The 16,415-nt window shown below is 60.1% G+C and carries 10 protein-coding genes; all 10 read right to left on the bottom strand.

Annotated elements, in window-relative coordinates:
* Nucleotides 1-9: 9 nt before the first annotated feature.
* The 10 genes from JAO77_RS14030 to JAO77_RS14075 all read right to left on the bottom strand — a co-directional run bounded on the left by JAO77_RS14030 (nucleotide 10) and on the right by JAO77_RS14075 (nucleotide 16,294).
* The gene (locus tag JAO77_RS14030) at nucleotides 10-2,475 is read right to left on the bottom strand and encodes a nucleoside/nucleotide kinase family protein (RefSeq protein ID WP_198990975.1); all 2,466 of its coding nucleotides are present in this window, start codon (nucleotides 2,473-2,475) and stop codon (nucleotides 10-12) included.
* A gap of 387 nt (nucleotides 2,476-2,862) precedes the next feature.
* The gene (locus JAO77_RS14035) at nucleotides 2,863-4,047 is read right to left on the bottom strand and encodes an acyltransferase family protein (RefSeq protein WP_198990976.1); all 1,185 of its coding nucleotides are present in this window, start codon (nucleotides 4,045-4,047) and stop codon (nucleotides 2,863-2,865) included.
* A 117-nt stretch (nucleotides 4,048-4,164) separates the two neighbouring features.
* Nucleotides 4,165-5,463: an O-antigen ligase family protein gene (locus tag JAO77_RS14040; RefSeq protein WP_198990977.1), complete on the bottom strand. Its 1,299-nt coding sequence runs from the start codon at nucleotides 5,461-5,463 to the stop codon at nucleotides 4,165-4,167.
* A gap of 136 nt (nucleotides 5,464-5,599) precedes the next feature.
* A complete protein-coding gene (locus tag JAO77_RS14045; RefSeq protein ID WP_198990978.1) occupies nucleotides 5,600-6,727 on the bottom strand; it encodes a glycosyltransferase family 4 protein in 1,128 nt (375 codons plus the stop codon).
* Nucleotides 6,728-6,758: 31 nt separating this feature from the next.
* The gene (locus tag JAO77_RS14050) at nucleotides 6,759-8,021 is read right to left on the bottom strand and encodes an MATE family efflux transporter (RefSeq protein WP_198990979.1); all 1,263 of its coding nucleotides are present in this window, start codon (nucleotides 8,019-8,021) and stop codon (nucleotides 6,759-6,761) included.
* Nucleotides 8,018-10,168, bottom strand: a complete 2,151-nt coding sequence (locus tag JAO77_RS14055) for a GumC family protein (RefSeq protein WP_198990980.1) — start codon at nucleotides 10,166-10,168, stop codon at nucleotides 8,018-8,020. The genes JAO77_RS14050 and JAO77_RS14055 overlap by 4 nt, the downstream gene beginning before the upstream one ends.
* Nucleotides 10,169-10,178: 10 nt before the next feature.
* Nucleotides 10,179-10,931, bottom strand: a complete 753-nt coding sequence (locus JAO77_RS14060; protein WP_198990981.1) for a polysaccharide biosynthesis/export family protein — start codon at nucleotides 10,929-10,931, stop codon at nucleotides 10,179-10,181.
* 53 nt (nucleotides 10,932-10,984) lie between these two features.
* Nucleotides 10,985-11,419: a response regulator gene (locus JAO77_RS14065; RefSeq protein WP_198990982.1), complete on the bottom strand. Its 435-nt coding sequence runs from the start codon at nucleotides 11,417-11,419 to the stop codon at nucleotides 10,985-10,987.
* A gap of 477 nt (nucleotides 11,420-11,896) precedes the next feature.
* Entirely contained in the window at nucleotides 11,897-13,009 is a 1,113-nt protein-coding gene (locus tag JAO77_RS14070; protein ID WP_198990983.1) for an efflux RND transporter periplasmic adaptor subunit, read from the bottom strand.
* Nucleotides 13,010-13,057: 48 nt separating this feature from the next.
* Nucleotides 13,058-16,294, bottom strand: coding sequence for an efflux RND transporter permease subunit (locus JAO77_RS14075; RefSeq protein ID WP_198990984.1), 3,237 nt, complete (start codon nucleotides 16,292-16,294; stop codon nucleotides 13,058-13,060).
* Nucleotides 16,295-16,415: the final 121 nt, after the last annotated feature.

Raw genomic sequence — 16,415 nt, forward strand, 5'->3', positions numbered from 1 at the left:
ACTAAGCTATTATATCTCCTGCTGGATGTAGCGCCCAATCAGGTTCAGCGTGGTGTCTAGGTCTTGGTTTTCAATGGGCACGTAGCGCGAGCGGCGATAGCGGGCTCCGAGCGCCCCAAATAGCGACTTGTATTGCTGCGTGAGCTGGGTAATGGTACTGGCCGAGAGTTCCTGCTTGCGGCGCAAAATCTCCTGCGGGTCGGCGTAGAGGAAGAAGTTGAGCTTGGGCTTGTTGACGAGCGCGTAGAGCGCCTGGGTAAAGCCCGTGGGCAGGCTGATGTTGCTGCGGCGGCCGTCGTTGATGAAGTCGAAGTAGTAGCGGTCGTAGAGCACCACATGGCCGCGCCGGGTGTGCCGGAGCCAGATAACCGCCTGGCCCACTACATAATCCAGGTAGTAGTAGCTAAAGCGCACCAGCGACGAACCTAAGCCGAAGTTTTGGCCTTGGCGAGGCAGGCTTTGCACGCTGCGGGCTTCGGCGCCCTCCTTGCCATACTTCCAGGCGCTGAGGATGGGCAGTACCGAGGGCCGGTGGCGGATAACTACCACCCGCTTGCGCCATTTCTTTTCGAGGCGCTCTTTCACGTGGTTGATAACTGTGGACTTGCCCGCGCCATCTACCCCGCTGAAGGTGATGATGAGCCCACCGGGCCGCACAAAATCGGCGGCGGTGCTGAGCAGGTAGCGCAGGCCGCGGCGCTTGCGGGCCACGCGGCCGTTGGCGGGCTGCTGGCGCAGGGCGTGATGCAGCAGGGCCGCTTTGGCCGGTTGCCATACACTAGCGCAAGCCAAGCTGCTGAAGGTGATACCGTAAGTTTCGGCTAGGTGAGCCAGCATAGCCTCCTGGCGCTCGGGGCCTTGCTGCTGAAAGTGCCGCAGGTGCGTGAGTGGCAAGTCGCTCTGATTGAGCCAGTAAAATAACCAGGTGTACGCAAAATCATGGAGCAGCGCCGGTACGGGCACGCCGGCCACCGCCCGCTCGGCCTGCGCCAGCACGGCCGGAGCATCGAGCAGTTGCAAGGCTTTGCGGTGCATGGCGTGCAGCAGGTCTACCGACAGCAGCGAGCCATCCTGAAACAGGCAATCGACCGATACCATGTGCGCAGCCTTGCGCACCGTAGCCGACTGCACCAGCGCGAAGCTTTGCATAAATTGCACGCCCCCTAGGGTATCGGGCTGGGTCAGTAGCAGGTCGAGGTCCGAAGTCGGAGCTGGGTAGTAGGCATTGGCGGCGCGAGGCTTGAGCACCACGCCGGGCTGGGGCAGCAGCTGCACGTAGTCGAGCAGGTCGTAGATGGCCAGCTGGCGGTGCTCGATGGTGGTGGCGAGCTCGCGGGTGAGCAGCGCGTTCCAGCCATTCAGCAACCAGCTAATTTGGGCGTGCCAGTCAGGCTGTGCGTGGTAGAGCAGCGCGCCGGTCGATACCTGGTGCAGTAGGTAGAGCTGCCAGGCCAGGGCCATTTCGGCCATCGGCACGCTCGGGAAATACTTGCTCGCCACACCTAGCGCCCGCTCGCGGATGCCGGCGGCCGGCTCGCGCGTCACGAGCAGCGCCTGCTGGGTAATGAAGTGGAATAAGTCGTAGAGCAGCGACGCCTCGGGCTGGGCCATTTCGAGGTCGTAGATGGCGAGTTTATCGCCACCCAGCCAGCAGTTCCAAGGCGTGAAGTCACCGTGGGCGAAGGCAAACGTGGCCTGGCTCAGCGGGTCAATGGTTTCGCGCAGGTGGCGCAGTTTGGTGCGCAAGCCGAAAGGAATGCGGGTTTCGGGTAGCTCTTCGAGCGCCGTAATCTGCTCGCCAATGGTTTGCCAGCAAGCACTAGCCACCAGCGGCTGGCGCACCTGGGTTGCATCGAGCATTTCGGTGAGGCAGCGGGTGTGGGCCGCGCCAAAGCGGGCAGCGCGCTGGGCTTCGGTGGGCTTCACGCTGCTTTGTAGCAAGTGATTGCCCTCGGCATAGCCCGCAATGCGCGGCAACTCAAACGATGTGAAGCCGCACTCGGCCAGGTGGTCGAGGTAACGAGCCTCGGCGGCTACCTTTTCGGTGGCGGCCGCACCTAGGGGCAACTTGGCAAATACGCGCTGGCCGGGGGCCGCGTCGTAGCAGCACACGGCCTTGCGGTTGGGGCCAGGCGTGCCGGTGAAGAGAGCAAAGTTGCTCGTGGGCCACGCCTGCTGCCCGGTGGCGGCAAAGCGTCCCGGCAGTTTCTTGAAAAACAGCCCTTGGAGTCGGCACGCAAACACTACCCGCACCAGCGAGCTAAACAACCGGGCCTTGAGCGAAGCCGCGTTGTAAAACTCCAGAAACAGCGGCTGGCGCAGCGTGGTGGGCCACACCCAACGCAGACTGCCATCGGGGTTGCGGCAGCCCCGCAGCTGCACGCCACCCGTGGCAGCAGGCGCGTAGCCCAGCCGGCCTAACAAGGTGGGTAGGTCGATAGTAGCGGTAGTAGCGGATAGTAGCGTTGATGTCATGCCAGCCCTAAGGCCAACCGAGTGCCAAAGGGTTTTGGTGATATAAGTACTTGTTAATCAGTAGTAAAAATATTGGACAGACATCGATGGTTCCAGCTACTGGAACGGGTTTCCAGCATCTGGAATGTATTCTGCCAAGGCTGGACGAGGAGTAGCTGCACTCAGGTGCTGCGTAATTGACTTTTTCACTGATTAAAATGCTCTTGAATAAACGTCATCGGAGAACGCCTGTCATGCAGCGCGCAGCGAAGCATCTCGCGTGGCGCAGTACTCTCAAACGTATGGAATACTGCGCCACACGAGATGCTTCGCTGCGCGCTGCATGACTGTACTTACCTCTGCCCTAGGCGGAAGCAAGGCTGTTTAATAAGGGACAGCCGCATCTGCTTACTGCTGAGTGGCTGCTAGCTCGGGAGCTGAGGCCGCCGCCTTAGGCTTCTCAAATACTTCGCGCAGCTTCATAAACGGTACCTCTACGTAGGTATAAAGCAGCAGCGCGCCTATCAGCAACAGCACCCAATAGAGCGCATAGGCTACCAGCCAGCCACCTGAGCCCAGGTACGGCGTGAATACCGATTTTTCTAAAGGCTCCAATACTAGCTTGATGAGTACTGACTTATTCAGCAAATACATCGAGTACGAAATGAGGCTGAGCAGCGTAAGGCCGCGCATGCTTGGCGTGTAGTGCTGGCGCCGCAGCTGCGAAAAGAAAGGCAGCACCAACAGTACCGTGGCGCCTTCGAGTAGCGGGCGCAGCCATACGTTGTAAAACAGCACGTTGGGGCCCAGCTTCGGATACAGGAACGTAACCACCAGCAGTGCTGCCGCCAGCCCTAGGCCAGGCCGGCGCAGCCGGTGCCACAGCCCGGTATGGTAGTGCTGGAGGTAGCAAGCCAGCACGCCCAGCGCGATGGCGTCGAGGCGGGCAGCCACCACGCGGCGGTAGTAGCCATCCCACAGTGCCGCATCGAGGCCCTTTCCCTGCTGGTATTGGTAGTACTTGAACACAAGGGGCAAAACCAGAAACAGCGCGACAGTACCCGCCATAGCTGCCCGGCGACTGCGTGTGAGGCCCGCCAACACTAGTACCACCATGGGAAAAAGCAGATAAAACCACTCTTCCACGGCCAGGCTCCAGCCTTCAGGGAAGAAAGCGGGGTGCGGCGTCATCAGGTTTTGGCTAAAGCAGAAGTAGCGCCACACTTCGGCCGGAAGCTTGCCTTGCCAGGCACCTAGGGCAACCGCGCTACCCAGCACCACCAGGTAGGCGGGCAGCGTGCGCAGCCAGCGCCGCATCCAGAAGTGACCTAGGGCAAAGGGCTTGCGCGTATCGAGCAGGGCCTTGAGCAGAATGCCGCCAATGAGATAGCCGCTGAGCACAAAGAAGATATTGACCCCATCAATGGCCGACACCGGTAGGTTGTGCCACGACCGGTAGGCGGGCGGCACCAGCATCACGGCGTGGCCGTACACGGTGATGAAAATAGCCACCGCCCGCAGTAGGTCGAGCCCAAAAATGCGGTGGTGCGGGCTGCCCAGCGCGCGGTTAGCCAGGGCGTTAAGAGTAGGCATACTAATCAACTTATCGCTACCGTATAGCGTGCGCCAAACTGGCCGCGCCGGCACTGCCAAAGCCCACCCCGCCTGGGGCGAGGTGAGCGCAAAACAGGAAGCAAATACTGGTTCAGCCTAGGCTACCGCCAGGGCTAGCTCGGGGCGGCGGCGTGCCAGCCACAACTGCTCGCGGTCGGTGAGCAGGGCGTGGAAGCGCAAGCTCACGAAGCATATGAGGAACTGGTAGAACAGGATGCCGTAGTTGGTCATGCCGAAGATGCCGAACTCAGTGAAGGAGTTAATAAGAATCGGGATGAGCAAGCCCACGCCCGTGAGCCGCAATTGCGGGCTGCTGGTGCGGATGAAGCCCCGGATAGTGGCCCCTAGCTGTATCATGACAATGGTGAAGCCCACCAGCCCTAGGTTCATCAATACCTGAATGAAAGTGTTATGCGCCATTTGGGCGGCGTAGGTGTGCACGCTTTGGAAGTACTCGCCGTAGGCAATGCGCATGAAGCCGTAGCCGAGCAGCGGCTCGCGGGGTAGCCCTTCGGTGAGCAGGGCGTGCCAGAAGGGCAGGCGGCCGGTCATGCTCAGCACCTCGTCCAGGCCGCCCTGCTTGATGAACACCAGCGGCACCAGCGCCGGCACCGCCAGCAGCACCGACAGGTTGGCTGCGATTTTCAGACGCTTATTGCCGGCTTGCTGGATGTGGAAAAATACAATCAGCAGGAAGCCCACTAGCGACGAACGCGAGCCGGTGAGCACGAGCGCTAGCAGTAGCGCTGCGATTTTGACGAGCGTCCAGGCCAGGCGGTGGTGGCGGTAAAAATTGAACATCAGGCAGGCAATGCCGACCGCGCAGAGCATACCGAGCTCATTGGGGTTCATGATGAAGCCGCCTAGGCGGGCCTCCTCGCCATCGTGGGTGAGGCGGTAAAACGTGTCGGGCGAGATGAGCATTCCCACCAGAAATACGCTCAAAATCAAGAATGTGGCATTGCCTAGCACATGGTAGAAGCGCACCGGGCTGTCGGGAAAAAACTCATCGAGCAGCAGAAAGCACTTCACGAAGTAGAAGGCAAATACCAGCGTTTCCACATCCATAAGCCACTGTAAGAGCGAGTAGCCCGGGTTGCGCGACCACAGCAACGACACTAGCCCCAGCCCTAGGTAGGCCCCGTACAGCAGCGGCGACCAGCTATTGTGCCAGCGAAAAGAGTCCACGGCCCCGCGCTTGATAATGAGCCGGTAGGTGCCGTAGGCCGCCGCTGTCATGGCCAGGCGGCTCACCAACTTCAGCACGCGCGTCACGCCCACATCCTCATTCCAAGTGAAAAACCCGGCCAGCTTGATGAGCACGATGATAGTGAGTAGCACGCTCATCGTGCGCAGAAAGCCTTGGTGCGATTTAGGGGTAGTGGATATAGACATAATTATAATCTCTTGTCATGCAGAGCGCAGCGAAGCATCTCGCGTGGCGTAGTAATTTCTAATGTCAGCAACGAAGTGAGCGAGATGCTTCACTGCGTTCCGCATGACGAAATAATAGCTTGATTAGTAACCTGCTTTAAGCTGCCAGCGCCTGCTGATACATCTGCTCGTAGGCAGGCAGCAGGGTGGGCCAGTGAAAGGCGGTGCCCACCATCTGGCGGCACTGCGGGGCCAGCTCGCGGGCGCCGGCCGTGGCCTGCCAGCGGGCGTGCAGCCGGTGCAGCGCCTCGGCAAACAGCGCGGGGTCGGCGGTGGGCAGCACCTCGCCGCAGCCGAACTCACGCACATAGCTGCCAAGGTTCGTGGCTTCGGTTACCACGCAGGGCACCCCTAGGGCCACAGTTTCGAGCACGGCGGTGGGTAGGCCCTCGTAGTGCGAAGTGTGGGCGAACACGTCGAGCTGGCCCAGCAGGCTGATTTTCTCGTCCCCGTAGCGGCTGCCGAGCAGCTGCACCGCGCCGGCCGGGGCGGCAGCGGCCCACTGCGCCACGCGGTCGCGGTCGGGGCCATCACCAATCACCCACAGCTCAGCTTCAGGCACTAGGCTAGCAAATTGGGCGAAGCCCAGCAATAGGCATTCCAGCCCTTTGTGGTGGTCGTCGAGCCGGCCGCAGAAGCCTACCCGGAAGCGACCTGGCGCGGCTGGCGTAGCAGCGGCCACCGGTAGCGGCGGCTCGAAGCCGTAGGGCAGTAGCGCGGTAGGTAGCTCAGCGTTGAGGCGATGCACGCCGGTTATCTCGCTCTGGCCTAGGCAATGCACTCGTGCTGCTCGGCGCAGCAAGTAGCTTTCAAACACCCGCCCGTAAACCTGCTTCGTGAAGCCGCTCTTGCGCATGGCGGCCGGGCTATAGCTGCCGTGCGGCGTGAGCACATACGGAATACCCAGCGCGCTAAGCAGCCGCGCCGCCGAGAAGTAAACCGGAATAAATGCCCCGTGCAAATGCACCACCGTGGGCGTGCCCGCCTGCTCGCGCAGCGCCTGCCGCAGCTCAGTAGCTAGGCTAAACGGGTTGCGCTGAGCCAGAAACAGCCGGGTGGCAAATTCGCGGGCCGGGTAGTTGTCGCTCAGGTCGCCCGTGATGCCCCACACTGCCACGTCGGCCCCAGCCCGGTGCTGCTGAGTGGCTAGCGCGTGCACCACTTTGTTCACGCCGTTCATGCGGTCAGGGTTAGCCTTGCCGAGGATTAGGTGGATAATTTTCACTGGGATAATAGTTATAGTGTTGTATAGAGAGTTACGCCGCGTGCGCTCGCCGCACGGCCCACAGCCAGTAGCCGCCTAGCACTAACTGCGCTAGCAGCCAGCCTAGTACCACGCCGCTAGCCTGGTAATGCGCCGTAAGCCAGCGCACGCTCGCCAGCGAGGCCCCGATGCTGAGCACGTAGCCCCCAAAGTAATGCCGCGAATCGGCCAGTAGGCGCACAGTCAGGCGCAGCGGGTACACGAGTAATATCACCACGTAGAGCACGCAGCACCAGCGTAGTAGGTCGGCGTATTGCGCTCCGCCAGCGGGACCGAAGCGCGCCACCAGCGGCCCAGCCGCCAGGGCCAGCAGGGCCAGCAGCGGGCCGGCTGCGAACAGCATTTTTTTGGTGAGGGCCGCGCGCTGGGCGGCGAACTGCGCCGGGGCGTTGTGGAAGCTCTGGCTGAGGCGCGGCAGGGCGTAGTTTTCCACAGCTTGCAGGCCCAGGTTAAATACGCCCATCGCCGTTTGGGCTAGGCGCAGTACGCCCAGCATAGCCGGCGAACCTACCCATCCCGCAAACACCAGCAGCACGTTGGCCGAGCCCCACTGGAGCAGGGCGGTGGGTACCAGCCAGCGGGCTTGCCGCCAGTGCCGCCGCCCAAAGCGCCGCAAGCTATTCAGACTAAGCATAGGCCACTGACCCAGGGCCTTGCCTCCTACCAGCAGTGCCGGCACGGTGGTGAGGCCCACGGCCCACACTACTTCGGCCAGCGTGGCCGGCTCGGGGCGCAAGGCCAGCAGTACCAGCACCAGTAGCTGCCCACCTGCCGAGAGCACGTCGCTCGCCAGGGCGGCTTGCACCTTTCCCTCGGCCAGTAGCAGTTTGCGCAGCGTGTCTTGCCCACCAGCAGCGGCCAGCAGCACCATAAAGGCTGGTAACACCGTAGCCGCCTGCGGCAACAAACCGGCACCTAGGGCCGTGGCCGCCACCGCTAGCCCACTAAATGCCACTTGCAAGCCCAGCACCAACTGCCCGTAGGCTACCCGATGCCGTGCCGCCAGCGTGCCCAGCACCACTTGCATGGGCTGCGTAATCACGGCACCCTGCAAGGCCAGCGCCAACAGCAGCACCAGTTGCCAGGCGCTGTATTCGCCGAAGGTGGCCAGCCCGCACAGCTTGGCGATGAAGATATTGGTGAGAAAATTAGTGGCGCTCACTGTGGCCTGGCCCGCCACCACCCAGTAGCGGGGGGCCACCGAAAGCCGCCCCAAGCGTAGCGCCCAGGGCGGTAAGGCTAGTGCTTGGCTCACGACTGCAAGTCGAGGTCGAGGCCACCTAGGGGCATAGCTACTGGCTCGGTGGCTGGGCGGGTAGCGCGACGCGTCGAGAATAAGCGGCCCAGGCGCATGGCCAGCACGCGCAGCGGGCCAGGGGCGTAGCCATCACGGTTGAGGCAGAGCTGCACGTTGGGAAGGGCAAACTCCTGAATGAGCAAATCGAGCTCGGCTAGGCGGCTGGTAGGCGTGGCGCGGCCGTCGATTACGACCAGGTTCACGGTGGCTCCGCTCATCACGGCCAGCGCGTGGCTGTCTTGGTTCAGGGGCAGGTTTTGCACCAGCAAAATCTCGTCGGGCTGGGCTTCAGGGTTGGGCGAAGAGGCGTCGCGCAGGGTGATGGCGCGCAGCTTCAGACCCTTGGCTACCAACGCCTGGCGCAGGTGCTCAAAGAAGAATGCTTGGCCTTCTTTCTCCGTGAAAGCATTCACTACCAACTTAGTGCCAGGCGCTAACATTCCTTTGAGGGCCAATCGGGTAGCTAGCTGCGTGAAGAAGGCCAACCGGCCGGCCAGCCCGCGCCCTAGGTGCGGAATGATGGCCGCCAGCGGGGTGCGCGTTTCTTTCTGCACGCCGTCGGCATCGCCGGGCGTCGAGCGCACAATGGACAGCAGATATACCAGCAGCGTGCCCACCAGCATACCTAGGAAGCCCGACAGCACCAATACAAACGTGCGGTGCGGCGAGGTGGGCTCGGTCGGCACTAGGCCGGCCGCGATGATGCGGTGGTACGAGGTAGGTGTAGCCTTAGCAATTTCAGCCTCAGTGGCCTTCTCCCGCAGGAACGTGTACAGCTTCTCGTTGAGCTGGAAGTCGCGCTGCAGGATGGTCAGGTTTTTCTCGCGGGTGGGCAGTCCCACAAACGCACCCTGCGCCTGCGCAATAGCGCGGTCGAGCTCGTGGCTCTTGATGGTGAGGTTGGTGCGCGTGTTGCGAATGCTTTCGAGCAGGTAGCCGTTGAGGTCGGCCAGCTTCATGTCCACGGTCTTTACCTTCTCATCTTCGGGCGTGAAGCGCAGCAGCAGGTCGTGCTTCTCGGCTTGCAGGTCCTTGATTTTCTTAACAATGTCCGTCGAGAGCATGTCGTTGAACGCCTCGAAGTTGGGGGCTAGCTCGAGAGCGCTCTTCTTGCCATCGGTCATGTAGCGGTAGAGGTCGTTGGCGGCGGCCAGGCTCATTTGCAGGTTAGCACGCTGCATCTTCAGCTCCGATACCTTGTGCAGGTCGGTGTCGGTTTCCTGCTTGATGTTGACGATGCGCTTCATGTCGCGGTACTGCTCCACCGTGTCTTCGGAGTGGGCCAGCGTGCGGCGCACGTCCTTTATCTGCGCACCAATGGTTTCGGCGGCGGAGTTCACCACCTTGTACTTTATTGCCAAGTAATCATCTAGGTACACTTCCGAGAGCGCATTCACCAGGTCCGACGCCTTTTGCGGCACCGCACTCTGGTAGCTAATGCGCAGCACCGGCACATTGCGGTCGGTGCTGATTACGTCGAGGTGGCTGGCAATGTCTTCGAGCAGCCGGGCGCGGTTGTGCTGCACCAGCTGGTAGTGGTCGGCCAGCGAAATATCGGGGCGCGCTTTCAGCAGCGAGTCATTGCGGCCAATGCGCAGTTCGGCCCCGCTCAGGCGCAGCACCTGGCCTATCTGGCCTTGGGTCATCTCGCCCGAAGGTGCGGTTACTTGCACGGTGCCGGCTGCGTCGATGCGCAAATCAAAGGGCTGCTCGGTCCACTTAGGGTTGGCCACTTTCATTTCGGCCGTGAAGGGGCTGGCGCGGTACATTTCGGTAGTGCGCACCTTGCCCACGCGGTAGGCGCTGAGGTCAAAATCGAGGCGGTCGAGGGCGCGGCCCATCAGCAGCGATGAGCGCACCAGTTCTACTTCAGCGCTAGTGCGGTTATCACCCGAAAACGCGTCTAGGTTCTTGAGCAGCGTCGTGTTGAGCACGCCCTCGTTCACGTCGGCTAGCTTGATTTTGGCCGTGCTTTCATACATCGGCGTGGCGTAGCGCAGGTATTGCCATGCGGCCGTCAGACCCAGGCCCGTGCATACCGCAATGATGGGTAGGCCGGTCCATAGTGGGCGCAGGGCACGCATATTTTGCTTAAACTCACTCATGACTAGCTACTTATTGAAGGAAGCGGAATACGATAAAGAACGTGCTGATAATGGACGAGATGCCCAAGATGGTTGGCGACTTGCGGTCGAACTGCTTGCCATTTTTGCTGGGCACGTACACCACGTCGCCGGGCAGTATTACTAGGTTGTCGCGCTCGAAGCCTGTCATCTGGGTGAGGTTCACTTCGGTGGCCTGGGTGCCTTTGGCGTCCTGGCGCAACACCTTCACGTGGCGCTTGTCGGCATACACACCAAAGTCGCCGGCTTTGCCCAGTACCTCTACCAGCGTGTTGCGCTCCTTTTCGAGGCGCTGCTTACCGGGGGCGTTCACTTCGCCGAGCACAGTGGTTTCCATGTTCAGCACCTTGATGACCATCTGCGGATTTACTATCCACTTACCTAGGACTTTTTCCAGCTGCTCTTCGGCTTCTGCAATGGTGAGGCCCTCCACGTGGTAGCTGCCTACTTTGGGTACATTTAGGTTACCGAAGCCATCGACTAGCTCCCACTTGCCCTCGTTTTCGCTCACGGGGTAGTGCCCGTAGATGGAGCCAATACTTAGCTCCTCGTGGTCGAAAACGCTGATAGTTAATTTATCATCCTTGCGCAGGCGGTACTGATAATCGGGCCCTACCGACAAGGTAGCCGCCGGTGGCAGCTGCTTCTTCGTCACAAACAGGTTCTGCGTGCAGCTACTCAGCAAGCCCAGCACCAGCAAGGTGGCCAAGCGCAGCAGTACCGGCGATAATAGTAATTTTTTCATGTACATAAATAAATGGCAACGGCACGCCCAACAGCATCAATTAACTAGTATCTCTAAAAAGAGAATAGGGATAAAAAGCGGGGTTTAACTTTCTGGCGACTAGCGAGTAGCTCCTGTACCTGCTCTACCTTGGCGAGCACAGTGGCCAGGCGGCCGGTAAGCTGCTCGTCTTTCACCACATAGTCGAAAGCACCAAACTTGAGCGAATCGACGGCGACTTGCACTTGCTGCTGGCCACTCACGAGCACCACGTAGATGTCGGGATTGAAGCGCTTAATGGCTTTCAGCGCATCGGTGCCCGATACGCTACCCATCATTTGGTCAAGGAAAATGATATCTGGCTCCTCGATAAGCGCATCGAGGCACGAGGCGCCGTTGTCGAAGGAGTGGATATTTTGAAAGCCTAGTCCCCGAATGGAGTGCTCCATCAGTTGGCGGCAAAAGGGGTCATCATCGACCAAGAAAATTTTAGAAGGTTTATCGAGCATGGCGTAATACGTTTGGCCCGGCAAAGGCCAACTCGGTGCCAAAGCAATTATTTTTTATAAGCAATTTATAATGAGTATTTTGAGAGTGCTGGAGGAAGATGGGTATTCTATTTTCCAGAATTGCGTCTGAAAAGTGGAGTCATTTATAAGCCGTCTTCGCTGATGGCTTTTCTAATTTTCTAATGGATTTGTACCGCGCCTGTAGCTGTGGCAGCGCTTATGGTATGTGGCTTTATCTACCAGAACCTAGGGCCTGATAGGAATCCGATAAGGAGCTTTACGGCCTTGGTATGCACCAAAAAAAGCTGCCAAGCCGAGTGATAAGTCACTGGGCTTGGCAGCTGAATGATTTCTGCTGGGAGGCAGGTAGCTTTATAGTAGCACTACTGATAAAGCTGTTTAGATTGAACTCGCATCCTCATTGGTCAGTCATCTGTTCTGGCTAAGAGGTGGCTTTAGGTATGCTCAGCTGTGGGCTTAGCGCACGGCCACCTGCACCGCCTGCTGCTCGGCTACATCTTCGGTGCCGGCGCGCAGCACCACGTCGCCAGCCTTGAGTTTGCCAAATACCTGCACTTGGCCGTTGTTTTCGTCGCCTTGCTGGATATCAACAAAGCTGGCGTGGCCTTGCGCCACGCGGATGACATAGGTGCGCTCGGCCGTGGTGACAATGGCTGACTTGGGCACGAAGATGCTGCTCTGAGGGCGGGTAATGGGGAGGCTAGCCGAAGCAAACATGCCTGGCTTCAGTTCCTCCTTAGAATTAGGAATATCTATCTCGACTTGCTCGGAGCGAGTGGCGGCTTGCACACTGCCCGCAATGCGCGTGATGCGGCCCACGAAGGTGCGGCCGGGGAAAGACTTGACCGAAAATTCGACGGGGCTGCCTTGGTGCATCTCGGCTACGTAGGCCTCGGGCACGGCCACGCGCAAGCGCAGGCGACTCAGCTGGCGCAACTTAAATAGAGGGAGGGCACCAGGCCCACCCGTACCCACAGCCGCCCCCGGCGAGAGATTACGCTCGGTAATAACGCCGGCGAAGGGTGCAGTGAGATGCAGGTAGTTGGTCATTTGCTTGGCCGCGTTGTAGTGTGACCGCGCGGCAGCCACATTTAGGCTGTCGGTGACGACCTGCGTGCGGGCTTGCGCAAGCTGCAAAGGGGCGATGGCCCCGGCAGTGCGGGCAGTTTGGCGGAGGCGATGGTAGGTGCCACGGCTGGACTGAAATACTGCTTCGGCCGCTTTCTGCTTAGATAAAGCCTCGTTGAGGGCGGCGGCGAGCTCTGGCGCTTCTAGGTCGGCTAGCACCTGACCCTGGCGCACGTGGTCGCCGATGTCGGCGTGCAGGCGCTGCACGTAGGCACTCACGCGGGGCGAGATGTCAGTTTGGAAATAGCTTTCTAACTCGCCGGGCAAGCTCAGCGACTGGGCGGGTTGGGTAGCCGTAACGTGCACGGCATCAAGCTGCGACTCAGCGGGAACTTCACTTTCGGGCTTGTCAGAATTGGCGTCGGAAGAGCCTGCTGACGAACAGCTAGCCAGTAGTCCGGCCGCACTAATAATCAGGTATAAAAAAGAACGAGCACGCATAAAGCAGGTGGCAGAGAAGCGAATAAGAAGGATAAGGGCAGCCCTAGGTTAGTGCGCCACTAGCTCGGGCTCTTCGGCCGGAACTTGCTGGCCATCATACACGGGGCTGTGCTGGTCGTCGGGGTCGAGCGAAACCGAGTCGAAACCGGTTTTGCGCTGCACGGCAGCAAATGCGATGGGCAGAATGAAGAGCGCTGCCACCGTGGAGGCCAACAGGCCGCCGATGACGGCGCGCCCTAGGGGGGCAGTTTGCTCGCCGCTTTCGCCCAGGCCCGAGGCCATCGGCAGCATGCCGGCAATCATGGCGATGCTGGTCATGAGGATGGGGCGTAGGCGGGCCGCGCCGGCAGTGCGGGCGGCGGCCACGGCATCGCGGTAGCGCAGGCGCAAGTTTTCGGCATTGGTGACGACCAGCACGGCATTGGCCACCGACACCCCCACCGACATAATGAGGCCCATGTACGATTGTAGGTTAAGTGTCTGACCGGTGGCTAGCAGTAGGGCCAGCGAACCTGCCAGCACGGCGGGTACCGTCACAAGTACCACACCGGCTACTTTGAACGACTGGTAATTGGCCGCAAGCAATAGAAAAATAACGACCACGGCCAGCCCTAGGCCGGTTTGCAGGCTACCTAGGGTTTCTTGCAGCAGCTGGGCCAAGCCGCGCAGCTCGACCGACGAGCCCTTGGGCGGCGTGCCGGCTTCTTTGATAGCCTGCTGCACAGCTTGGGTAGCAGTACCTAGGTCTTGCCCCGCGATGTTAGCCGACACTGTGATGATGCGGCGCGGCCCGATGCGGTCGTACTCGCCGGGGATGGTGGTGGAGTGTAGCGTGGCTACGTCGCCGAGGGTGGGGCGCAGCTGGCCCGGTATCATGGGCACGCTCAGCATGTCGGCCTTGGAGGTCATGTCGCGGGCCGAAAGCTGCACCTGCACTTGGTAAGAGAAGCCCTTACTTTGGTCGAGCCACAGGTTTTTGGCCGTAAAACGGCTGCTCGACGTAGCCGCCACCAACGAGCGCGAAATCTGGTCGGGCGTGAGGCCAAACTGGGCGGCGCGCTCGCGGTCTACTTCTACCTGCACGGTGGGGTAGCGCAACGGCTGGTTGAGGCGCACGTCGCGCAGGTACGGAATCTTGCGCAGGCGGTCGGCCAGCCGGTCGGCGTAGGCCTGGCCCTCGGTGAGGTCTTTGCCGCCCACGAGCACTTCGATGGGTGTTTGGGCACCCTGGCTCATGATTTTATCAGTTAGCTCGATAGGCTCGAAGCTGATTTGAACGTCGGGTACCTGCTTAGCCACGGCCTTGCGAATCTGGTCTTTGAGGGCGTCAAGGTTTTTGACCTCGTAGTCTTCGGCCAGGTTGACTTGCAAATCGGCTTCGTGTGGACCGGCGTTGAACACGTAAAGCGCGCTAGTGCCGTAGCTGCTGGGCGTCATGCCCACAAAGGCTGAGGTAATGGCGACGTTCTGCGGACCTACTAGTTGCCCGATGATATTGATGACCTGCTTAGTGCGAGCCTCGGTGCGCTCGATACGCAGGCCCTGCGGCGCAATGATGCGCAGCTGAAACTGCCGCCCGTGCGTGATTTTGGGCATCATATCCTGCCCAATAAGGTAAAAGCAACCGCCAATTAGGACCGCGCACACCACACCGTAGGCGGTGAGTACGAGTGCCCGGTGCGCCAGCAAGCGGTCGAGCAAGCGCAAGTAGCCCAGCTTTACGCGCTCGAAACCGGTGGCTTTTTGGTCGGGGGTAGGGGCGGGCTCTTCGTCGTTGAGGTCGTCGGTGTCGACCCTAGGAGCGGCGTGGTGCGGCTCGTCTTTCAGCCACCAGTTGGCCAGCACCGGTACGAAGCTTTGCGAGAGCAAATACGAGACGATAATCGAAAAGCCTACCGACAGCGACAGCGGGATAAACATGCCCCTAGGTACCCCCGTCATCAGAAACGAGGGCGCAAACACCGCCAGAATACTAAGCGTGATTAGCAGTAGTGGAAACGACACCTCCTGGCTGGCATCCAAAATGGCGCGGGCCTTGGTTTTGCCCAGCTCCAAGTGCTGGTGAATATTCTCAATTACCACCGTGGCTTGGTCGACCAAGATGCCGATAGCCAGCGATAGCCCCGACAGCGTCATCAGGTTGATGGTTTGCCCAGTGAGCTGAAGCAGCAAAATAGCTGCTAAAATGGACGCCGGAATGGTCAGGATAACAATAAGTGACGAACGCAAATCGCGCAGAAACAGCAGCACCACCAAGCCTGTGAGCAGCGCTCCTATGCCACCTTCGAAGGCCAAGCTGTGCACGGCCTGCGTCACATACACCGATTGGTCAAATTCGTAGCTCAGGTGAATATTGTCGGGTAGCAGGGCCTGCATCTCGGGCAACTTATCCCGTAGGGCCTTCACCACGCTCATAGTAGAGGCGTCGGCCGACTTCGTAACCGGGATGTACACCGAGCGCTTGCCGTTGATGAGGGCGTAGCCCACCGGCGTATCGGTGGCGTCTTCTACGCGGGCCACATCGCGCACAAATACCGTCGGCCCCACGCCTTGGCGCAGCGGAATGTTTAAGAAATCGGGAATGCGACTGATAGTGGCATTGCTGGGTGTGAGCACTGTGTAGTCGCCCATGCTCACGGCCCCAGCCGGCGACACCTGGTTGTTGCGGATGATGGCCGCCACGATTTCGTCAGGCGTGAGCTGGTAGCTCTTCATGCGCTCGGGGTCTACGCGCACCACCACCGTGCGCTCGTTGCCGCCGAATGGCGATGGCGCCGACGCCCCCGGAATCTGCGAAAACAACGGCCGCACCCGCGTCGAGGCTAGGTCTTGCATCTGCCCTAGGGTAGCCGTGCGGCTACTAAATACCAACTGCCCCACTGGCAGCGACGAAGCATCGAAACGCACCACAATGGGCGGCACTGTGCCGGGCGGGAAGTAATTGAGCACCCGGCTCACCTGCGAGGCTACCTCGCCGGCTGCTTGTGCCATATTGGTATCTTCGTAAAACACGCATTTCACCAGGCACAGCCCTTGGATATTCTTCACCTCCACGTTCTTAATGCCCGACACATAAAGCATCTGGTTTTGGTAGCGCGTGGCAATGAAACCTTCCATCTGGGCCGGCGTCATGCCGCCGTACGGCTGCGCGATGTAGATGGTAGGCAGATTCAGCCGCGGGAAAATATCGACCGGAATGCGCCCTAGGGCCAGCCCCGCAAACACGAGGATGCCTACCAGGGCCACCAGCACGGCAATGGGTTTGGCAAGAGCGGCTTTTAGCATGAGGTATAAATTATTTTCTAGTAAAAAATAGGACGCGTCATGGCGAGCGCTAGCGAATCAATCGCCCCTGTTTAGCGTGGTCGTCTGAGCGCGATTGCTTCGTCAGGCATCCTTGCAATGA

Origin of the sequence: Hymenobacter sp. BT559 (genome assembly GCF_016427535.1) — a bacterium.
In the GTDB taxonomy this organism is placed as follows: domain Bacteria; phylum Bacteroidota; class Bacteroidia; order Cytophagales; family Hymenobacteraceae; genus Hymenobacter.